Genomic DNA, 19,736 nt, shown 5'->3' on the forward strand with positions numbered 1-19,736 from the left:
CGGCCTGCTGAGGCGTTCCTGAAGGAGCACCGGACACGCGCGGCCCCTGCGAAGGTGTGGGGGCCGCGTTTTCCGGTCGCCGGACGGGCGACGGGCGCCGGGTCGCGGTGGGCCGTTCGGGGGACGCGTCGCCTGAATGGCGTCCCGGTGTGCGACTCTGTGGGGGTGACGCGCAGGCCCAAGCAGAAAATCCGATTCAAGAACGACCGACCCCCTGAGCGATCCGCCTCCGATCGCCCGGCGGCTCCGACCGGGAGCCGTGCGGAGGCGCGGCCCGCCGTGAACTACTTCGAGGTGCGCCCCGCGAACCTCCCGCCCCGGCTGGACTCCCTGAAGGCCCTCACCAAGAGTGGCGTGCGCGGCTACCCGGACGTGGACGCCGCGCAGGCGCTGCTGGCGGGCGTGATGCGCAAGGACCGCGTGCGCGGCGACGTGCTCGACCTGAGTGCCATGGGTGGCCTGCTGGGCAGCCTGCCCGGCGTGACCCTGCGCGCCGTGGAGGGCAGCGCCGCCGCGCTGAGCGCCCTGGCGGCGGGTGGCCTGGACGCGCACGCGGCAGTGCCCGGCGAGTCCCTGCTGGAGCGCTGGCCGGACCGCGCCCGGACCGTGGCGCTGGTGCTGGCCGGGGACCGCGGGAACGCCTACGCCGCCGCGCAGGTCGCCTGGGCACACGCCTGCACGCCGCCCGGCGGGACGCTGTACATCGCCGGGGACCGCGACAAGGGCTTCGACCGGTACGTGCGGCTGGCCGGGAACGCCTTCGGTGCCGGGGAGGTCGTGGCGCGTGACGGTGGGATGCGCGTGGCGAAACTCATCCGCCGTCCCGGTCCCACCCCGGCCCTCCCGGACCCCGAGGGCTTCGAGGCCTTCGGCGTGACGGTCGTGGGCCTGCCCGGTGTGTTCAGCGCCGCGAAACCCGACAAGGCCACCGCGCTGATGCTGGGCGCGCTGGAACGCCTCGACCCGGACGGCCGCGCGCTGAGCGGCAAGGACGTGCTGGACCTGGGCTGCGGCACCGGCCTCATCGGCGCGTGGGCCGCGCGGCGCGGCGCGACCGTGACCCTGGTGGACGGCGATCTGCCCAGCGTCCGCAGCGCGCAGGCCACCCTGGCCGCCAGCGGCCTGACCGGCGCGGCCGTCCACTCGGACGTGGACGCCGCGCTGGACCCGGCGGCGACCTTCGACGTGATCCTCACGAACCCGCCCTTCCACGTGGGGCGCGGCGTGGTGCTGGACGTCGCGCGGGAATTCATCGCCGCCGCCGCGCGCCGCCTGCGGCCCGGTGGGACGCTGCACCTCGTCGCGAACGACTTCCTGCCCTACGAGGCGGACCTGCGCGCCCTGGGCGAGGTCCGCGAGACCCTGCGCGAGGCGGGCTTCAAGGTGCTGTCTGTCACGCGCGCCTGACCCCAACTCGCGCCTGCCCTCCCCGACCGGGGGGCGGGAACCAGTGGGCGGCCAGCCTCGTATCTCACCTGTTGGCCCGGCGTTCCCCACCAGCTCCCCCCTCCCACGTCCTGATCCCGTCACGATGCGGTCCTGGGCGCGTTTGCTAGACTGACGCGTTCAGGTGCCCGGCACCCGGCACACGGCCCGCCGCCCGGACACCACCCAACCCACCAGCATTCGCCCCGACCCCACCCCAGGAGGCCGCATGGCAGATTCCACGACCGTCCGCACCCGCAAGAAGATCGACGCCGAGAGCGGCGAACCCAAGGCCGCCGCGCGCGCCCGTGCCCGCGTCGCGCCCGGCACGACGCCCAAACCCGTCACGACCGCCACCAGCCCCATGCCCGCCAAGCCCGCCGCGAAGAAGGCCGCACCCAAGGCCGACGCGCCCGAACTGGCCCAGCCTGCACCCGAAGCGGCCGCGCCCGTCGTGGCCGCCGAGACCGTCGAGGCGCCCAAGAAGGCCCCCGCGAAGAAGGCCGCCCCCAAGGCGGCGCCCGCCAAGGCCGAAGCGGCTGAGAAGCCCGCGAAGAAACCTGCCGCGAAGAAGACCGAGGCGAAGGCCGAACCCGCCGAGAAGCCCGCCAAGGCCGCCAAGCCCACCGCGCGCGCCGCGAAACCGGCCGCCAAGCCCGCCGCCGCGCCCGTCAAGGGCGGCCAGCCCGAGAAGCCCTACTACGCGCACGCCAGCATTCAGGAACTCCTGAAGGCCGGCCGCGCCGCCGGGGTGCTCTCCAGCGAGGACATCGCCACCGCGCTCGCCAGCGCGCTGGAAGCCAACGGGCTGGACCCCGAGAGTCCCGACGCGTTCGAGGACATGCAGCTGTACCTCGCCGGGCAGAACATCGAGGTGCAGGACCTCGACGAGGACGAGGACGACACCGAGGAAGAAGCCGCCGAGGACGGCCCGGCCGCCGCGCAGGACGACGACGAGGAGAAATACTTCGACGACATGCCCCGCGCCGTGTCCAACGACCCGGTCCGCCAGTACCTCCACGAGATCGGCCGCGTGCCCCTGCTGACCCTCGAAGAGGAGATCGCCCTGGCGCGCCGCATCGAGGAAGGCGAGGAAGCCCGCAAGGTGCTCGAGGAGGACCTCGAACTCGAGGACCGCGCCCGCCGCCGCCTGATGCGCCAGACCGAGGACGGCGCCGCCGCCCGCCAGGGCCTGATCGAGGCGAACCTCCGACTGGTCGTCAGCATCGCCAAGAAGTACACCGGACGGGGCCTGGGCTTCCTCGACCTGATCCAGGAAGGCAACCAGGGCCTGATCCGCGCGGTCGAGAAGTTCGAGTACCGCCGCCGCTACAAATTCAGCACGTACGCCACGTGGTGGATCCGTCAGGCCATCAACCGCGCCATCGCCGACCAGGCCCGCACCATCCGCATCCCGGTGCACATGGTCGAGACGATCAACAAACTGACCCGCACCGCCCGCCAGCTCCAGCAGGAACTGTCCCGCGAGGCCACCTACGAGGAGATCGCCGAGGCCATGGGTCCCGGCTGGGACGCCGCGAAGGTCGAGGAAGTGCAGAAGGTCAGCCAGGAACCCGTCTCGCTCGAAACCCCCATCGGTGACGAGAAGGACTCCTTCTACGGGGACTTCATTCCCGACGAGAACCTCGACAGTCCCGTCGAGAACGCCGCCAAGACCCTCCTGAGCGAGGAACTGGAAAAGGCCCTGTCGAAACTCACCGAGCGTGAAGCGATGGTCCTGAAGTTCCGCAAGGGCCTCGTGGACGGCCGTGAGCACACCCTGGAGGAGGTCGGGCAGCGCTTCAGCGTCACGCGCGAACGCATCCGCCAGATCGAGAACAAGGCGCTGCGCAAACTCAAGTACCACGAGAGCCGCACCCGCAAACTCCGCGACTTCCTCGACTGAAGTTCAGGTCAGCGGGCGAGGGCTGCTTCCGGGCGGCCCTCGCCCCTTCACTTGCTGAATGCCGGGGGAGCCGCGAGACTCGCCGACCCGGTCGGCAGGCGGCCACAGGAAAACCCGGACCACCGGGGTCCGGGCCTCTATGCGTGCTGCACCTCGTTCGGATTCCGTCTGTTTCGTTGACAACCCGGAACCACACCGGGTTGCCAACTCCACGCCCGGAACCCGTTTTTCTCCTCCTCGCGTCCGCTCGGGTTGAAAGGTTTTGCAAACCTTTCAACCGGAGTCCGTATTACTCGCCCAGCAGGCGTTTCAGGTCGTCCACGCTCGTCTGCGCGGCGGGCGCGTCCAGGGCCACCTGACCGCCGCGCAGGGCCACGACCCGCTGGCCCAGGTGCAGCGCTTCCTCCAGCTGGTGCGTGACGAACACGACGGTCACGCCGGTCTGCCGCCACAGGGTCAGCAGTTCGTCGGACAGGGCGGTGCGGGTCGCGTGGTCCAGGGCGCTGAAGGGCTCGTCGAGCAGCAGCAGGCCGGGGCGGGTGACCAGGGCGCGGGCCAGGGCGACGCGCTGGCGCTGCCCGCCGCTGAGTTCGTGTGGGCGGCGCGGGCCGTAGCCGTCCAGGCCCACCTGCCGCAGCGCGTCCTGCACGCGCACGTCGCGTTCGGCGCGGGGCACGCCGCGCAGGCCGAAGGCGACGTTCCCGGAGACGGTCAGCCAGGGGAACAGCGCGGCCTCCTGCTGCACCAGGGTCAGGCGGGGGTGCGGGCCGCGCACGACCTCGCCACCCAGGGTGATCTGGCCGCGCTGGGGTTTCAGGAACCCGGCCAGGAGGCTCAGCAGGGTGCTCTTGCCGCTGCCGGACGGGCCGACGACGCACAGGAACTCACCGGCCGGCACGTCCAGGTTCAGGGGGCCGACGCCTGCCGCCTGCTGACCCCGGCGGCCCTGATAGTGGTACGTCACGCCGTCCAGGCTCAGGGGCGCGCCGCCACGTTCGGCGGCCAGGGGGGCGGGGGCGGCGCGGGTCATGGTGGTGGTCATTGTGGCACCTCCAGGCCGTAGTCACGGCGGACGCGGCCCTCGGCGGCGCGCAGCAGCGAGTCGAACAGCCCGCCGATCACGCCGATGATGATGATCGTCGCGAGGACCAGCGCCACGTTCGCGGTGTTCCGCCCGATTTCCAGCTGCTCGCCCAGGCTGGCCGCCCCGGCGATCAGGAGTTCCCCGCCGACCAGGGCGCGCCACGAGAAGCTCCAGGCGGTGCGCAGCCCGGTCAGGATGCTGGGCACGCTGGCGGGCAGCAGCACCCGCAGCGTCAGGCCCAGCGAGCCCGCGCCCAGCGTGCGGCCCGCCACGCGCAGCGCCGGGGGGACGTTCAGCAGCGCGCCGGACACCGCCAGCGCCACCGGAATGAACCCTTCCAGGATGACCACGAACAGCACGGCGCGTTCGTTCAGGCCCAGGAACAGGATCGCGAACGGCACGAACGCGATGCTGGGCACGCTCTGGATGCCGGTCAGGTACGCGCCCAGCGTGGTCCGCAGGGGCCGCCACGCGCCCATCAGCAGGCCCACCACGACACCCAGCAGCACGGCGATCACGTACCCGGTCAGGACGCGGCGCAGGCTCCCGCCGATGGCGGACAGCAGCTTGCCGTCCTGCGGGCCGGTGCCCCACAGGCCGTAGCTGATCTCGGTCCACACGGCTTTCGGGCCGGGGAACACGTACGGCGGGTACAGTTTGAGCACGTCGGTGACCAGCCACCACGCGCCCAGAATGACCAGCAGGCCCACGAGCTGCGTGACCAGCGTCTGCCAGCGGCTCGGGCCCCGCGCGGCGCGGGTGGGTTGAATGTCAGGGGAGAGGGTCGTCACGTCAGCCCCGGTCGGCGTACGCGGCGCGGAGTACCTCGGCCACCTCGGGCCGGGTGAATTCGGCGGGCAGGTTCTCCCCGGCGCGCAGCTTCTCGCGGACCTTCGTGCCGCTCAGCACGAGATGATGCGAGCTGTCGTGCGGGCAGGTGCGGGGGCTGACCAGCTGACCGCAGGAGTTGCAGTAGAAGGTGTGCTCGAACTTCAGGATCTGCACGCCCAGTTCCTCGGGCGTGTACGCGCTGAAGATCTCCTGCGCGTCGTACGTGCCGTAGTAGCTGCCGACGCCCGCGTGGTCGCGGCCCACGATAAAGTGCGTCACGCCGTAGTTGCGCCGGGACAGGGCGTGCAGGATCGCCTCGCGCGGCCCGGCGTAGCGCATGGCGGCCGGGTACACGCTGAGCAGCGTGCGGGCCTGCGGGTAGTACTTCTCCAGCAGCACCTCGTACGCCTGCACGCGGGTGGCGGCGGGCACGTCGTCGCCCTTGGTGGTGCCCACCAGTGGGTGCAGCAGCAGCCCGTCCACGAGTTCCAGCGCGACCTTCTGCAGGTACTCGTGCGCCCGGTGGATGGGGTTGCGGGTCTGGAACGCCACCGTGGAGCGCCAGCCGCGCGCCTCGATCACCTCGCGCACCTCAGCGGGCGTGCGGTGGTGCCGGGGGAAGTGGCCCCTGGGCACCTCGAACAGCGCGACCGGCCCGGCCAGGTTGAAGTCACCCTGCGCGTACAGCGCCGCCACGCCGGGGTGCGCGGCGTCCTCGGTGCGGTACACCTCGCGCGCTTCCCAGGCCTTACGGGCCGCGAAGGCCTCCTGCACGTCCACCCAGCCGACGTCCTGACCCTCGAAGCTCAGGACCACGCGGCCGCGCAGCCCGGCGTGCTCGGCGGTCACGGGCAGCGTGATGGGGATGCTCCAGGGCGTGCCGTCCGCGAGGCGCAGCCGCTCGATGACCGACAGGTAGTCCGCCTCGTTCACGAAGCCGTTCAGGGGGGAGTACGCGCCGGTGGCGAGCATCTCCAGGTCGGCCAGGGTGCGCTCGCTGATGCTCAGGCGCGGCAGCGCGGCCAGTTCCGCCGGGTCGAAGTCGTGTCCGGCGCGGCGCACGCCGTTGACCAGGGTGCCGCCGAGGGGGCTGGGGAGGGCAGTGGTGGTGGGAAGCAGGATCGTCATGGGTCGGACCTCTTGATGAAAAGACTCAACTATTCGGGGCAGGAAAAGCCGCTCAGGATTCAGGCGGCGGTGCAGGTGCTCGGGCGTCAACAGCGGCGCGTCACAGCCTGTTCTCCCCGGCCCACAGGCCGCACTCGGTCTTGCCCTTCCCGGCCCAGCGGCCCGCGCGGGCGTCCTCGCCGGGCCGCACGGCACGCGTACACGTCCAGCAGCCCACGCTCAGGAAGCCGTCCCAGTACAGCGGGTTCACCGGCAGGTCCTGCTCGCGCGCGTAGGTTTCCAGCATCTCGCGCGTCCAGTGGGCCAGCGGGTTCACCTTCACGCGCGCGCCGTCCTCGACGAACGGAATGTCCGCGCGGGTGCTCGCCTGATCGCGGCTGCGGGCGTTCAGCAGCGCCGACGGGGCCCGCTCGCGCAGGTACGCCTGCAGGGGCGCGACCTTCCGCACTGCGCAGCAGGCGTCCGGGTCGCTGGCGTACAGCGCCGGGTCGGTCTGTCCGTCCTCGGGACTCGCGCCGTCGTTCAGGGTCACGAACGTCAGTTCCGGGTAGCGGGCAGCCAGCCGGTCGCGGGTCGCCCGCGTCTCGGGGAAGTGGTACCCGGTGTCCACGAACACCACCTCGCCCCGGTACCCGGCCTTCACGGCCAGATCGAGCAGCACCACGCCGTTCAGGTTGAACGCGCTGGGCATCAGGACGTCCGGGTGCGTTTCCAGCGTCCAGCGGATCACGTCCAGCGGGTCGCTGGCCGGCGTGAAGTCAGGTCGGGGCGAGGTGGTGGTCATACGCCCAGTTTCTCCAGCAGCTGCCGCACGCCGTCCTCGACGCTGATGCGGTCGGTGCGCAGGTGCAGGTCGGGGTTCTCGGGCGCCTCGTAGGGGTCGCTGACCCCGGTGAAGTGCGGGATCTCTCCGGCGATGGCCTTCAGGTACAGGCCCTTCACGTCCCGCGCCGTCACGACGTCCAGCGGGGCGTCCACGAAGACCTCCAGCGCGTTCGGGAGGCCGGACAGCACCTCGCGGCGCGTGTCGGCGTACGGGCTGATCGCGCTGACCAGGACCGTCACGCCGTGCTTGGCGAGCAGGCCCGCCACGAAGCCGATGCGGCGCACGTTCGTGTCCCGGTCGGCTTTCGAGAAGCCCAGGCCCTTGCTGAGGTTCTCGCGCACCGCGTCGCCGTCGAGCAGTTCTGCGGCCACGCCGCGCGCCAGAAGCTCTTCATACAGGGCGCTCGCCAGGGTGCTCTTCCCGGCGCCGCTCAGGCCGGTCAGCCACACCACGCGGCCCGTGCCGACGGCCTGCTGCTCGGCCACGGCGGTCATGCGGTGACCGCCTCGCGCGCGCCCAGCACGGCGTCCGGCGCGAAGTGCTCGTGCCCGGTGCGGTCGGCGTACTCCACGAAGCTCTCGCCCGGCTGCTTGTTCGCCTGGAACTCGGCCAGCACGGCCGCCGCGTACTCGTTCAGGCGTTCGGCGGGCACCGCGCCCTTCAGTTTCGTGCCGGTGCGCTGCGCCTGCCCGATGCTCCCGGCCAGGTGAACGTTGAAGACCTCGTGAACGGTGCCGTCCTTGTCGGTCTTGTTCGCACCCATGAATCCCAGGTCGGCCACCTGGTAGCGCGTGCAGGCGTTGCTGCACCCGGTCAGGTTGATCGTGAACGGCACGTCCATCGCCAGCGTCAGGGGTTCGAGGTGATCGACCAGATCGGCGGTGCGGGCCTTGGTCTCGGTCAGCGCGAGGCGGCAGAACTGGTTGCCGGTGCAGGCGATGGTGGTGCCCCGGATGGTCGCCTTCGGCGCGAGTTCGATGGCGGCCAGTTCGGCGCTCAGGGCCTCGACGTCCTCGGTGGCGACGTGGGGGATCACCATGTTCTGGAACGCGGTGGTGCGCAGCACGCCCTTGCCGTAACGGTCGGCCAGATCAGCCAGGACGCGGGCCTTGGTGGGGTCGATGCGGCCCACGGTGGTCGCCACGACCACGTAGTTCAGGCCGTCCGCCTGCGGGTTCACGCCCAGCACGTCGTTCCCGCCGAAACGTGCAGTCGGCGCGGCCGGGCCGTCCGTCAGCTTGCGGCCCAGGTAGTCGTTCTCGACGATCTCGCGGAACTTCTCGACGCCCAGGTCCTTGATCAGGAACTTCAGGCGGCTCTTCTTGCGGTTCTGGCGGTAGCCGTGGTCGCGGTACGCGGCGGTGATGGCCTGCCCGACCTCCACGACCTCCTCGGGGCGGATGAACACGCCCAGGCGCCTGGACAGGTGCGCCACGGCGCCCAGGCCGCCGCCCACCCACACGTCGAAGCCGACCTCACCGTTCACGCGGTGCGCGAGGAAGCCGATGTCGTTGATCATGTGGATGCCTTCGAGTTCCGGCACCGCCGTGATGCTCATCTTGAACTTGCGCGGCAGGTCCTGGAAGTCGGGGTTCCCGGTCAGGGTGCCTTCCATGGCGTGGGCCAGGGGGCGCACGTCGATGATCTCGCGGGCGTCCAGGCCGGCCAGGGGGCTGGCGATCACGGCTCGCACGGTATCGCCGCACGCGCCCTTGGGGTGCAGGCCCAGCGGTTCCAGCCGCTCGAAGATGCGGGGGATGTCCTGGATGGTCAGCCAGTGGAACTGGAACGCCTGACGGTCCGTAACGTCCAGGAAGCCCCGGCCGTACTCCTCGGCGATGTTCGCCACCTCGCGCATGGTGGCGCTGGAGAACTCGGCGGCGGGCACGCGGACGCGCATCATCAGGAAGCCGTCCTCCTGCGGACGCTGCGGGTACACCCCGGCCCACTTGAGCAGGTCGATCCGTTCGGGGTCGATGAAGCCCTGCTCGGCGTACTGGGGGATCAGGTCGAAAATCTGGAAGGGCGGAACGGCTTTCTTCAGGGCTTCGATGTCACTCATGGTCGGTCCTTAGCGCTTGAGCAGCTGGTAGCGGAGACGGCGGTACTGGAAGTACATGACGCAGCCCACGCAGATCTTCTGGGAGAGGTTCAGGGCGGCCAGCGCGATCACGGTCACGCCCAGTACCGCCCCGACGATGGGCAGACCCGCCAGTGTAAAGCTCGCGGAGGCCAGCAGGAAGCCGCCGCCCACGCCCTGCGCGAAGTGGTGCGCGCGGGGGTCCTCGTCCACGACCTCGGGCTTCAGGCCCAGGGCGGGTCCCAGCAGGCGGTACGCGGCGCGCATGGGGGAGAGGTCGGGCATGACGGCCCCGATCAGCATGGCCGCGCCCAGCACCAGCGTCAGCGCCGGGACGGTCAGGATCACGGCCAGCAGGGTCACGAACACCACCGTGACCTGATTGAACTTCAGCGCACTCAGGTCCGTGCGCGCGGGCTGACGGGTGGGGGCGGAGGCAATCATTGACAAAAAAGGTAAACCTTTATGGCGTACAAAACAAGTCAACTATCCAGACAGGTGCGCCACCCCCACCGGGCGCCCGTCCCTCACCCCACTCCGCGCCGCGCGTTACACTGCGTCAAGTGGACACGTTCAAGGTTCAGATCGGTCGCGTGACCCGCGACCTGCCCATCGTGCCGGTCTCCCCGGACATCAAGGTCGCCCTGTTCAACATGCTCGGCGACACCGACGTCACCGAGGAAGCCGGACGCGAACTCGCCCTGAAGCTCCCCGCCGACATCGACGTGCTCGTCACGCCCGAGGTCAAGGCGCTGAGCCTCGCGCACGTCATCAGCCGGGAAAGCGGCAAGCCGTACATCGTCATCCGCAAGACCCAGAAGCCCTACATGGTCGACCCCGTCGCCCGCGAGGTCGTCAGCATCACCACCGGCAAGCCCCAGCTGCTGGTCCTCGACGGCTTCGACGTGCAGAAGATCAGGGGCCGCAAGGTCGCCATCGTGGACGACGTGGTCTCCAGCGGCGGCACCCTGCACTCCATCCGCCAGATCATCGAGGAAGTCGGCGGGGAAGTCGCGGCGGTCGTCGCCGTGTTCACCGAGGGGCAGGAACGCCCCGAGGTCACGGCCCTGGGCCACCTGCCCCTCTTCAAATAACCGCTTCCCTCAAGGCCCCCTCTCACGCGGAGGGGGTTTCCCTCTGGCGTCCGGTCCTGCCGACCTCAGCTGACGAACGTGCGTTAGCCTGAGCCATGACCACAGCCCCGCAGGAACTGACCGTCACCATCGGCGACGTGAGCCGCACCCTCCCCACCGTCCGCGCGGGCGGCATGGGCCGCGTGCCCCTGGTGGAATTCATCGGCGACAGCGAATTCACGAACGCCGCCGCGCAGGCCATGGTCGCCCTGATCCCAGGCGGCACCGAGGTCCTGCTGACCGTCGTCACGAACGCCCTGCCGCTGACGCACGAACTGAGCGACCGCTCGGGCCTGCCGTACGTGTGCGCCCGCAAGAAACGCCGCACGTACATGCAGCAGCCCCTCATTCAGGACGTGCCCAGCATGACCCTGGGCGTCGCCGAGACCCTCTGGCTGGACGGCCCGCACGCCGAACGCCTGAAGGGCAAGCGCGTGACCATCGTGCAGGACGTCGTCGCCAGTGGCGGCACCGCCCAGGCCCTCGCCCGGCTGGTCGAGCGGGCGGGCGGCACCGTCAGCGGGTACCTCGCCGCGTTCCGCCAGGGCACGCCCCCCATGGAGGTCGCGGCCCTGCAGGACCTGCCCCGCACCCTGAGCTGATACGGGCTTGAAGTGATTCCACGTCATTTGGAGTCACCCGGTGGCCCCCTCACCCTTCCCTCGCTTCGCGCCTCCCTCCCTCTCTGCTGCGCAGCACATGGGGAGAGGGGATCAAGAAAAGCGACCACGTCGAAGGGGAGTCACTGGAGTCCCGTATGACCCAGGGGCAAAGGGCGCGCCCCACCGGGCTGAGCGGCGGGGCGCACGGCTCGGCGCGGATTACTTCTTCAGGGCGGCCTGCACGATCTGTGGCAGGTGATCCTGCAGGCGCAGCATCGGCAGGTCGAAGGTGCTGCGGGCCGGTTCGTTCGGCGCGGTGTTGCCTTCCTTGAGCATCGCGTACTGGTCGCGGGTGATGGGGGGCTTGGGCAGCACCTGCATCAGCGGCACGGCGAGGTTCATCAGCGGGAGCGGCACGGGCACGATGGGTTTGCGTTTCCCGAGCGCCCCGAGTTCCAGGTTCAGCAGCTGCCGGAATGTGAATTCCTCCGGGCCGGTCAGGGCGAACGTGCCGTGCAGGCCGGTGCGGCTCCCGGCGGCGCGGGCGAAGGCCTGCGCGACATCCTGCACGCTGACCGGCCGGAACGGGAACGACCCGTCCCCGATCTGCGGCACGACCGGCGCCGTGGACACCAGTTCCCGCAGGACCCGCCCGAAGAAGTCGTCCCCGACACCGAAGATCAGGCTGGGCTGGAAGATCGTCCAGTCCAGCCCGCTGGCCCGCACGAGCGCCTCGGCGCGGGCCTTGCTGCTGGAATACCGGCTGCCGCTGTCCTCGCGGGCGCCCAGGGCACTCATGTGCACGTACCGCGCGCCGCGCGGCGTGGCAGCCAGGACATTGCGGGTGCCCTCGACATGCACCCGCTCGAAGGTCTGATCCCCAGCTTCCGCGATGATGCCCACTAGGTGCACGACGACTTCCGGGTCGGCCTGACCGGCGGCGCGCTGCACGCTGCCCGGATCGGTCACGTCCAGTTTCACGCCGCGCGCACCGCCCACCGCCTCGCCCCGGCGACTCCCGGCCCAGACGTCATGACCGTCCTGCACGAGGTGTTTCACGACTGCCTTCCCGACGAAGCCACTTGCTCCGGTGACCAGTACTCTCATGTGGAACCTCCCTCGCCGCCGCCATCTGTGCGGTGCAGGTGCGCGGCGATCCGTTGCGCGGCGCGCGGCGCGTCCGGCCCGGCGTACACGCCGCCGAACTCCTCGGCCAGTTCAGGCCGGGCGTTGACCAGCGCGCCGCCCACGAACAGCGGCACGCCCAGCCCGCCCAGGTCGCGCAGGTGCTCGCGGGTCGGCCCGAGCGCCCAGTCTCCGTTCAGGGCCAGCAGCACCGCCCGCGCGCCCTGTTGCCGCGTGAACACGGCCAGGTCTCCCAGCGGCACGTTCGCGCCCAGGTACGCGACCCGCACGCCCCGGCGGCGTAGGGCCAGGGTCAGCATCATCAGGCCCAGTTCGTGCTCCTCGCCAGGCGCGCACGCCGCCACGACCAGCGGCCCGAAGCCCTCCTGCACGCCCGCCACGTCCATCAGGTGCGACAGGCGCGCCCGCAGGAACGCGCTGGCCTGATGCTCGTGCGCGACCGTGATCTCCCCGCGCTCCCAGCGCGACCCGATGTCTAGCAGGGTGGGGGAGATCACCTGGGTCAGGACGTCCTCGACGGGCAGTTGCGAGTGCACCTGCCCCAGCAGGCTACCGGCCTGATCCATGTCCGACCCGATCAGCGCCAGCGTGAGCTGCCGGGACCACTCGGCGGCGTCACGCGCCTCGGGCTGCGCGGGCACGGTGTCCTGATCGCGCTGCGTGAGTTCCGCCGCGCGGCTGGCGGGCACCCCGGCGTTCAGGTGCGCCTGCATGCGCTGAATGGCGGCCACGTCGTTCGGGGAGTACAGGCGGTACCCGTTCGCGCTGCGCTCGGGGCGGGGGAAGCCGTAGCGGCGTTCCCACTGCCGCAGGGTCGTGGCGGGCACACCGGTCTGCGCCTCGACCTCGGAGGCGGTGAACATGGCAGTCAGCGACCGCCCGGCGGGAAGGTTCATCAAACCCTATTCTGAGCGCCGCGTGACCGCAGGAACGTAACGATTCCGGCCAAACGCCGGGTCATCTGCCCACCACCCCCAGCCGCTATGCTGCGGAGGTTGCCGTCATGCCGACCGACCGCGCCGCCCCCACCCTGACGCCCGCCCGTTTTCCGCTGCGGCGCGCACTGGTCGTGTCCCGCCCGGCGCTGTGGGTGAACACCGTGGGCACCCTGGTGACCGGCGTGTGGCTCACGGGCCGCCTGTCCACCGTGGACGCCGGGGTGCTGGCCCTGCTGGCGTACCTGACCCTGCCGTTCAACCTGCTGATCTACGGCCTGAACGACCTGTGGGACCAGGAGGAGGACGCCCGCTCCTCCCGCAAGGGCGGCTGGCAGGGCGCGCGGCTTCAGGTGCAGGAGGCCGCGCCGCTGCTGCGTGCCACGCTGTGGTGGAATCTTCCCGCGCTGGCCGCGCTGAGCATCCTGCTGCCGCCCGCCGCCACGCTGCTGCTGCTGGCGTCCGCGCTGCTGTTCGCCGCGTACAGTCTGCCCCCGCTGCGCCTGAAAGCCCGCCCGTTCCTGGACGGCCTGAGCAACGTCGCGTACGCCCTGCCGCTGGCGCTGCCCGCCCTGGCCCTGGGCAGCCCGGTGCCGTGGTGGCCGCTGCTGGCCCTCATGAGCTACTCGGTCGGGAAGCACGCCTTCGACGCCGCGCAGGACATTCCCGCCGACCGCGCCGCCGGAACCCGCACGGTCGCCACCACCCTCGGCGCGCGCGGCACGGCCGCCTACGCGTTGACGTGGTTCATCCTCGCCTCGGCGCTGCTGCTGCCCGCGTCGAAACTGACCGCGCTGGCCCTGCTCCTCACCTGCGGCGGCATGGCGCTGCGCCTCCTGCTGCGCCCCACCCCCGAACAGGCCGCGCGGCTGTACCCCCTGAGCATCGTCACTCCCTGGATCGTCGGCGCGGTCGCCGGGGTGCAGCTCGTGTACCTGCTGGCGCGCGGCCAGTGGACCGGGTTCTGACATGACCCGCAGCGTCGGCACCCGAACAGTCGGCATTCTGGGCGGCGGGATCGCCGGACTGGCCCTCGCCGCCCGCCTCGCGCACCGGGGGCACGCAGTCACCGTGTACGACCGGGATCAGGCCGGTGGGAAGCTGCGCCGCCTCACCCTGGCGGGCGAGGTGGTGGACACCGGCCCCAGCCTGTTCACGTTCCCGCAGGTGTGGCGCGCGTACCTGCGCGGCCTGAACGAACCCGACCCCCTGAAGCTGCGCCCGCTGCCCGGCGGGCTGGGCTTGCACCACACGCCGCACGGCCCGGTGCCGCTCCCGGTGCCGCCGGGCCACCCTCTGCACCCGCACTGGCAGCGGTACCTGCGGGCCGCCGCGCCGCTTACCCCGTTCCTGGGCGTGCTGCTGACCACCCCACCGCGCCTGCGGGACCCGCTGTTCCGGCAGGCGGCCGCCGCGTTGCTGCGCGTGCAGGGCCCGCACCTGACCGCGCACGGCTGGCTGGCCGCGCAGAAGCTGCCGCCCGCGCTGACCCACGCGCTCGCCACGCACGCCCTGAACGCCGGACTGCCCCCCGGGGTCGCGCCGCCGCTGTACGCGCTGATCCCGGCACTGGTCGGCGCGGACGTGTTCCGCCCGGCGGACGGCATGGGGGCGCTGCTGGACGCCCTGCTGACCTTCGGGCAGGCACGCGGCGTGCAGCAGCGCGAACACACCCCGGTCACGCGACTGGACGGGCAGACCCTTACCCTCGCGGGCGGCGAGACGGCGCGGCACGACCTGATCGTCAGCGCCCTCGACCCGCACCGGCTGGCCGCGCTGCGGGGCCGTCCCACCCCCTTACCCGTCGCGCGGCGCACCGTCAGTGGCGTCGGCGTGTACGCCGTCCTGCCCCGCCCCGCCCCGCTGCCCGCCACGAGCGTCCTGCCGCCCACCCGCTTCGCGGCGTTCCACGCGCACGTCCGGCGCGGCGCGCTGCCCCCGGACACCCTCACCCTGGTGCACGCGCACGGGCGGCAGCTGAGCGTCCTGCTCGCCACGCCCGCCACCGGCGAGGCCCTGACCCTGGACCACCCCTGGGTGCAGGCACAACTGCGCCGGACCGAGGCGACTCTGCAAGTCCCCGACCTGCTGCGGGACGCTCTGGACGTCGCCACGCTCGCCCCCGACCACTACGCACAGGGCGGGCACCCCGGCGGCGCCCTGTACGGCCCGGGCCTCCCCGCGTGGCGCGGCGGCCCATTGCACCCCCAGCCGTACCGCCTGAGCACCGGCCTGTGGCAGGTCGGCACCGGCGTCCACCCCGGCGGCGGCCTCCCCGCCATCCTGGGCGGCGTGCAGATCGTCGACCGACTGCTGCAGGAGGCGGGCTGGTAGAGGTCAGGGCACCCGCAGCGTCGCGGTGTTCGACACGAGGGTCACCCGCGTGCCGCCGTCCTGCGCCTGAATGTGCGCGGTCATGAGGTACGTCCCGGCGGGCAGCCGCGCGGCGCGGACGGGGGAGAGGTCGAGGGTGAACGCCCCCCACGCGCCCCGCGCGGTGTTCACGCCCAGGCCCACCTCGGCGCAAAGGGTCCCGCGATTCGGATACCCGAGGAGGGCGCGGCCCTGCCGGTCGAAGACGGTGTACCTGACCTGACACAGCCCGGTCATGAGCGAGCGGCCCGGCGAATCCAGGCCCTTCACGCGCAGGCTGACGCGGGGCTGCGTGGCGCTCAGGGTGCCCGGCAGGAACAGGTGCGCGGGCGCAGAAGCTGTCGTGCCGGACAGCAGCATGGGGAACAGCAGGGCTGCTCAGCGCATGGGCTCAGACTAATGAAAGTCACCCCCTCCGTGTGGAAGGGGTGCCGGGTGCAGGTGACGGTTACTGGCCGGTGATGGCTTTCAGGGGGTCGACCAGACCGAAACCGAAGTTGTTGTCCTTCCCGGCGGTGCCGAGGTCCTTGGCGGTGCTGGTCAGCAGGCTGAGCAGTTGGGTGTTCGTCAGGGTGGGCTTGGCGGCCCAGACGACCGCGGCGGCGGCGCTGACGTGGGGGGTGGCCATGCTGGTGCCGTTGTAGGACTCGTAGTCGGCGCTGGTGACGGCGGCGGTGCCGGTGGTGGGCAGCTTGGTCAGCAGGGCCTGGCCATCCGCCTGGAGGATGCCGACGACGGGCACGGTGTAGGTGTTGGTGAGGGTCATGCCCAGGGCACCCGCGGCGTTGTTGTAGATCATGACGGCCTTGGCGCCGCTGGCGACGGCGTTGGCGGTCTTCTCCTCGAAGGAGCAGGTGCCGCGGGCGATCAGGGCGATGTTGCCGGCCAGGGCGGCGTTGCGGGTCGTGGTGCCGCAGAACTCGTTGTTGGTGCCGCCCGCCGCGACGATGTTCCCGGTGAAGCTGCCCTTGCCGGTCAGGTCGGCGGCCTTCACCTCGGGGAAGCTCACGCCGCCGCCGGAGGCGAGCGCCTGGCTGCCCTGGCCCAGGGGCACGGTGCTGATGACGTCCACGCCGGGGCCGACCAGATCCACCTGCGTGCCGAAGTTGCTGAAGTCCGCCTTGGCGAGGTTGCTGTCCACCGCGCCGATGCCGACCACTTCGGTGTACGCGGCGGGGTAGGAGACGGCAGCGCCGTCATTGCCGGTCGCGGCGATGGTCATGGCGCCCTTCTGCCACACGCTGGTGTAGGCGCGCTGCTCGGTGCGGCTCTTGCTGCCGCCGCCCAGGGAGAGGCTGATGACGACCTTGTCCTCCGTGCCGCCCTGGCTCTTGAGCTGCGCGGCGCACCAGTTCACGCCGTTGATGATGCCGCTGCTGCTGCCGGACCCGGTGTCCCCCAGCACGCGGGCCATGTACAGGTTCACGCCCGTTGCCACGCCCACGACGCCATTCGCGTCCATGCCGCTCAGGGTACCGCTGGCGCCGGTGCCCGCGCCCAGCTGGGCGAAGATCGTGCCGGACACGTGCGTGCCGTGGTGGGACACGTCGTTCAGGGCGTAGGGATCGTTGCGGTTGGCTTCGGTGGTGACGAAGTTCTTGAAGCCCTTGAGTTTCCGCGCGAATTCGGGGTGGTTGCCGTCGATGCCGGTGTCGCCGACGCACACGGCGACGCCGGTGCCGGTGTAGCCACTGGCGCGGAGGTTCTGGACGCGCAGGGCGTTGTCACCCCAGGTGAACTCGCCGCTGGGGGCGTACAGCGCCTGCGCGGTGAGACCCTGGGCGCTCAGGCCCGCGCTGACCTTGCGGTCGGTGACGCCGCTCCTGAAGCCCTGCGCGGTGCGGACGTAGTCGGGTTCGACGTACTCGACGCTGGGGTTGGCGCGCAGTTTGGCCAGCGCGGCGGCGTCGAGTTTCACGGCGGCGGCGCTGATGTCCACCCACTGGCTGGTCATGATCCCGCCCGCGGCGGCGATGGCCTGGGCCTGCACGGCGGCCTGTTCCGTCACGCTCTGGCTGCTGAGGTTGCCCTGCTTGAAGCCCACCAGGTACGCGCCGGCGACGGCGTCAGCGGGGGCGCTGGCCTCGGGGGCGACGGGGGTGACCGTCTGCTGACTGCAGGCGGCGAGGCTCAGGGCGAGGGTGGCGGCCAGGATGGAACGGGTGTGCTTCATGAGGTCTCCAGGTGTGACGGAAGGCGGCCTTCCGGCACGGTGCCGAAATGATGTAGAGGAGGGTGCTGGCGCTGCCGGGGCGGCGTCAGGGCGGGCAGTGAGCTTCGCTCGGTGTGATGAAGTTGAGGGGGATGTTAGTGCGCGGCCAGATCGCAATCACCGTCATGTCTAGGTTGCTCTGATCCTGGTCCAGAAAGATGGAAAAGCAATGTCTAGATCGCTGATTCCGCGTTGTTTTGACCTGTGCTTCGGGCAGATGTGGCAACGGTCACTTGGATTTCCCTGTACAGTATCTGTTCTCATCACTGGGTCAGTTGGGCATCAGATAGTGGCGTTTGAAAATCTGCGCTCATATATTGATTGCATTTGCAAGTGACCCCGATGTTCCGAAGCATGACCGCCAATGCATCTGCTTGCGCGTCAACGCAGAAAAAAGCCCCGGAATCGAATCCGGGGCTTCTGGTGCACAGCTGTACGGGTCCTGCCTTTACCAGCGTTCCGTCACGGTCTTCAGTTGCATGAAGTTCGCCAGGTAGTCCGGGCCGCCCGCCTTGCTGTCCGTGCCGCTCATGTTGTACCCGCCGAACGGTTGCACACCTACGATCGCCCCGGTGATCTTGCGGTTGAAGTACAGGTTCCCCACCTCGAACTCCGCGCGGGCCTGCTCCAGACGCTCCCGGCTGGCGCTGCACACGCCGCCCGTCAGGCCGTACTCGGTGCTGTTCGCGATATCCAGCGCGTCCTGCCAGTCCCGCGCGCGGATGACCGACACGACCGGCCCGAAGATCTCCTCCTGCGCCAGACGCGACTCGCGCTTCACGTCACCCACGATGGTCGGCTGCACGTAGTACCCCTGCTTCCCGTTCGCCTCGCCGGTCGCCGCGCCGCCCAGCAGCACCTTGCCCTCCTGCGGGGCAAGTTCCAGGTAGCCCTTGATCTTGTCGAAGCTCATCTGGTTCACGACCGCCGTGACGTTCGCGTTCTCCTCACCCGTCCCGACCTTCAGGGCACCCGCGCGCTCCACGAAGGCGTTCACCACCTCGTCGTACACGCTGTCCACGACGATCAGGCGGCTCATGGCGCTGCACTTCTGACCGTTGAACCCGAACGCACCCTGCACCGCCGCCGTCACCGCCACGTCCAGATCGGCCGTCTCGTCCACGATCATGCCGTCCTTGCCGCCCAGCTCCATGATCACGCGCTTGATCCACTTCTGGCCGGGCTGCACCTTCGCCGCCACCTCGTTGATGTGCAGGCCCACCGCGCGGCTCCCCGTGAACGTGATGAAGCGCGTCTTCGCGTGCGTCGTCAGGTACTCCCCGATCTCCTTACCCACACCCGGCAGGAACTGCAGCACCCCGGCGGGCAGCCCGGCCTCCAGCATGATGTCCACCATGAACCCCGCGATCAACCCCGCGTCCTCGGCGGGCTTCACGATCACGCAGTTCCCCACCACGATCGGCGCGGCCGCCATCCCGATGAAGATCGCGCACGGGAAGTTCCACGGGCTGATGCTCACGCCCACGCCCAGCGGGATGCTCATCAGGCCGTTCTCCTCACCCTCGAACCACGTCGTCTCGCTGCTCCCGAAACCCGAGTACTTCATGGCGCTGCGTGCGTAGTACTCCAGGAAATCGATCGCTTCCGCCACCTCCACGTCAGCCTCGGCGTAGTTCTTCCCGACCTCGATGCTCATCAGCGCGCAGGCCTCCAGGCGGCGACGCTTCAGGATCGCGGCGGCCTTCAACAGCACGCGCGCGCGGGCGTCCATGTCCCATTTCTTCCAGCTCTCGAACGCCGCCCACGCGCCCTGCAGGGCACGCTCGGCATCCTCGATCGTCGCCTTCGCGGTCGTGCCCACCACTTCAGTCGTGTCGCAGGGGTTCAGGCTGGTCAGCTTCTCCGCCGTGTCCACCCGCTCACCGTTGATGACCATCGGGTAGTGCTTCCCGACCAATTCCGCGCGAACCTTCTTCAGCGCGTCCTGGTAGGCCTTGACGTTCTCTTCCTTCGTGAAATCGATGAAGCTCTGCGGGCGGTACTCCTGAACTTTGATCATGGGGTCTCCTGATTCGTGTGGTCTGCTCTGGACTG

At 70.4% G+C, this 19,736-nt stretch carries 18 protein-coding genes; 6 read left to right on the forward strand and 12 right to left on the reverse strand.

Annotation, left to right across the window (positions count from 1 at the left end):
• The first annotated feature begins 279 nt into the window (after positions 1-279).
• Entirely contained in the window at positions 280-1,407 is a 1,128-nt protein-coding gene (locus tag EXW95_RS16815; RefSeq protein ID WP_371810133.1) for a class I SAM-dependent methyltransferase, read from the forward strand.
• A 247-nt stretch (positions 1,408-1,654) separates the two neighbouring features.
• Positions 1,655-3,331: an RNA polymerase sigma factor RpoD gene (gene rpoD, locus EXW95_RS16820; RefSeq protein ID WP_174369036.1), complete on the forward strand. Its 1,677-nt coding sequence runs from the start codon at positions 1,655-1,657 to the stop codon at positions 3,329-3,331.
• 289 nt (positions 3,332-3,620) lie between these two features.
• On the opposite strand, the gene EXW95_RS16825 is transcribed toward rpoD, so the two are convergent.
• The 7 genes from EXW95_RS16825 to EXW95_RS16855 all read right to left on the reverse strand — a co-directional run bounded on the left by EXW95_RS16825 (position 3,621) and on the right by EXW95_RS16855 (position 9,724).
• Complete coding sequence (locus EXW95_RS16825) at positions 3,621-4,373, reverse strand: ABC transporter ATP-binding protein (protein ID WP_174368421.1); 753 nt, start codon at positions 4,371-4,373, stop codon at positions 3,621-3,623.
• Entirely contained in the window at positions 4,370-5,206 is an 837-nt protein-coding gene (locus EXW95_RS16830) for an ABC transporter permease (protein WP_174368422.1), read from the reverse strand. Before EXW95_RS16830 ends, EXW95_RS16825 begins: the two co-directional genes overlap by 4 nt.
• A gap of 1 nt (position 5,207) precedes the next feature.
• Positions 5,208-6,374 carry a sulfate adenylyltransferase gene (sat, locus tag EXW95_RS16835; RefSeq protein ID WP_217449211.1) on the reverse strand — a complete coding sequence of 389 codons (1,167 nt, stop codon included), beginning with the start codon at positions 6,372-6,374 and terminating at the stop codon, positions 5,208-5,210.
• A gap of 100 nt (positions 6,375-6,474) precedes the next feature.
• The gene (locus EXW95_RS16840) at positions 6,475-7,158 is read right to left on the reverse strand and encodes a phosphoadenylyl-sulfate reductase (RefSeq protein ID WP_174368423.1); all 684 of its coding nucleotides are present in this window, start codon (positions 7,156-7,158) and stop codon (positions 6,475-6,477) included.
• Positions 7,155-7,694, reverse strand: coding sequence for an adenylyl-sulfate kinase (cysC, locus tag EXW95_RS16845; protein ID WP_174368424.1), 540 nt, complete (start codon positions 7,692-7,694; stop codon positions 7,155-7,157). The genes EXW95_RS16840 and cysC overlap by 4 nt, the downstream gene beginning before the upstream one ends.
• Complete coding sequence (locus EXW95_RS16850) at positions 7,691-9,262, reverse strand: nitrite/sulfite reductase (RefSeq protein WP_174368425.1); 1,572 nt, start codon at positions 9,260-9,262, stop codon at positions 7,691-7,693. The genes cysC and EXW95_RS16850 overlap by 4 nt, the downstream gene beginning before the upstream one ends.
• A 9-nt stretch (positions 9,263-9,271) precedes the next feature.
• Positions 9,272-9,724, reverse strand: a complete 453-nt coding sequence (locus tag EXW95_RS16855; RefSeq protein WP_174368426.1) for a DUF4395 domain-containing protein — start codon at positions 9,722-9,724, stop codon at positions 9,272-9,274.
• A gap of 119 nt (positions 9,725-9,843) precedes the next feature.
• Between EXW95_RS16855 and EXW95_RS16860 the strand changes: the two genes are divergently transcribed.
• Positions 9,844-10,374 (forward strand): phosphoribosyltransferase family protein, encoded by a 531-nt coding sequence (locus tag EXW95_RS16860; protein ID WP_174368427.1) that lies wholly within the window; start codon positions 9,844-9,846, stop codon positions 10,372-10,374.
• 95 nt (positions 10,375-10,469) lie between these two features.
• Positions 10,470-11,015 (forward strand): phosphoribosyltransferase family protein, encoded by a 546-nt coding sequence (locus tag EXW95_RS16865; protein WP_174368428.1) that lies wholly within the window; start codon positions 10,470-10,472, stop codon positions 11,013-11,015.
• Between the two features lie 219 nt (positions 11,016-11,234).
• Here the strand turns inward: EXW95_RS16865 and EXW95_RS16870 are convergent, their stop codons facing one another.
• Entirely contained in the window at positions 11,235-12,122 is an 888-nt protein-coding gene (locus tag EXW95_RS16870) for a complex I NDUFA9 subunit family protein (protein ID WP_174368429.1), read from the reverse strand.
• On the reverse strand, positions 12,119-13,057 hold the full coding sequence (locus EXW95_RS16875) for a MerR family transcriptional regulator (RefSeq protein ID WP_174368430.1): 939 nt from the start codon (positions 13,055-13,057) through the stop codon (positions 12,119-12,121). Before EXW95_RS16875 ends, EXW95_RS16870 begins: the two co-directional genes overlap by 4 nt.
• 107 nt (positions 13,058-13,164) lie before the next feature.
• Between EXW95_RS16875 and EXW95_RS16880 the strand changes: the two genes are divergently transcribed.
• Together EXW95_RS16880 and EXW95_RS16885 are read left to right on the forward strand one after the other, a co-directional pair.
• Entirely contained in the window at positions 13,165-14,064 is a 900-nt protein-coding gene (locus EXW95_RS16880) for a UbiA family prenyltransferase (RefSeq protein ID WP_174368431.1), read from the forward strand.
• A 1-nt stretch (position 14,065) separates the two neighbouring features.
• A complete protein-coding gene (locus EXW95_RS16885) occupies positions 14,066-15,430 on the forward strand; it encodes an NAD(P)/FAD-dependent oxidoreductase (protein WP_174368432.1) in 1,365 nt (454 codons plus the stop codon).
• Between the two features lie 3 nt (positions 15,431-15,433).
• Here EXW95_RS16885 and EXW95_RS16890 read toward each other — a convergent pair whose 3' ends face one another.
• The 3 genes from EXW95_RS16890 to pruA all read right to left on the reverse strand — a co-directional run bounded on the left by EXW95_RS16890 (position 15,434) and on the right by pruA (position 19,701).
• Complete coding sequence (locus tag EXW95_RS16890; RefSeq protein ID WP_174368433.1) at positions 15,434-15,829, reverse strand: hypothetical protein; 396 nt, start codon at positions 15,827-15,829, stop codon at positions 15,434-15,436.
• An 88-nt stretch (positions 15,830-15,917) separates the two neighbouring features.
• On the reverse strand, positions 15,918-17,642 hold the full coding sequence (locus tag EXW95_RS16895; protein ID WP_174368434.1) for a S8 family serine peptidase: 1,725 nt from the start codon (positions 17,640-17,642) through the stop codon (positions 15,918-15,920).
• A gap of 487 nt (positions 17,643-18,129) precedes the next feature.
• Positions 18,130-19,701 (reverse strand): L-glutamate gamma-semialdehyde dehydrogenase, encoded by a 1,572-nt coding sequence (pruA, locus tag EXW95_RS16900; protein WP_174368435.1) that lies wholly within the window; start codon positions 19,699-19,701, stop codon positions 18,130-18,132.
• Positions 19,702-19,736 lie beyond the last annotated feature (35 nt).

Origin of the sequence: Deinococcus sp. JMULE3, from assembly GCF_013337115.1 — a bacterium.
Lineage (GTDB): Bacteria > Deinococcota > Deinococci > Deinococcales > Deinococcaceae > Deinococcus.

Bases quoted from the DNA above. Each gene is read 5' to 3' on its own strand.
- rpoD (WP_174369036.1), top strand. From the start codon at position 1,655: ATGGCAGATTCCACGACCGTCCGCACCCGCAAGAAGATCGACGCCGAG.
- EXW95_RS16825 (WP_174368421.1), bottom strand. From the start codon at position 4,373: ATGACCACCACCATGACCCGCGCCGCCCCCGCCCCCCTGGCCGCCGAA.
- sat (WP_217449211.1), bottom strand. From the start codon at position 6,374: ATGACGATCCTGCTTCCCACCACCACTGCCCTCCCCAGCCCCCTCGGC.
- EXW95_RS16840 (WP_174368423.1), bottom strand. From the start codon at position 7,158: ATGACCACCACCTCGCCCCGACCTGACTTCACGCCGGCCAGCGACCCG.
- cysC (WP_174368424.1), bottom strand. From the start codon at position 7,694: ATGACCGCCGTGGCCGAGCAGCAGGCCGTCGGCACGGGCCGCGTGGTG.
- EXW95_RS16850 (WP_174368425.1), bottom strand. From the start codon at position 9,262: ATGAGTGACATCGAAGCCCTGAAGAAAGCCGTTCCGCCCTTCCAGATT.
- EXW95_RS16855 (WP_174368426.1), bottom strand. From the start codon at position 9,724: ATGATTGCCTCCGCCCCCACCCGTCAGCCCGCGCGCACGGACCTGAGT.
- EXW95_RS16865 (WP_174368428.1), top strand. From the start codon at position 10,470: ATGACCACAGCCCCGCAGGAACTGACCGTCACCATCGGCGACGTGAGC.
- EXW95_RS16870 (WP_174368429.1), bottom strand. From the start codon at position 12,122: ATGAGAGTACTGGTCACCGGAGCAAGTGGCTTCGTCGGGAAGGCAGTC.
- EXW95_RS16875 (WP_174368430.1), bottom strand. From the start codon at position 13,057: ATGAACCTTCCCGCCGGGCGGTCGCTGACTGCCATGTTCACCGCCTCC.
- EXW95_RS16880 (WP_174368431.1), top strand. From the start codon at position 13,165: ATGCCGACCGACCGCGCCGCCCCCACCCTGACGCCCGCCCGTTTTCCG.
- EXW95_RS16885 (WP_174368432.1), top strand. From the start codon at position 14,066: ATGACCCGCAGCGTCGGCACCCGAACAGTCGGCATTCTGGGCGGCGGG.
- EXW95_RS16890 (WP_174368433.1), bottom strand. From the start codon at position 15,829: ATGCTGCTGTCCGGCACGACAGCTTCTGCGCCCGCGCACCTGTTCCTG.
- EXW95_RS16895 (WP_174368434.1), bottom strand. From the start codon at position 17,642: ATGAAGCACACCCGTTCCATCCTGGCCGCCACCCTCGCCCTGAGCCTC.
- pruA (WP_174368435.1), bottom strand. From the start codon at position 19,701: ATGATCAAAGTTCAGGAGTACCGCCCGCAGAGCTTCATCGATTTCACG.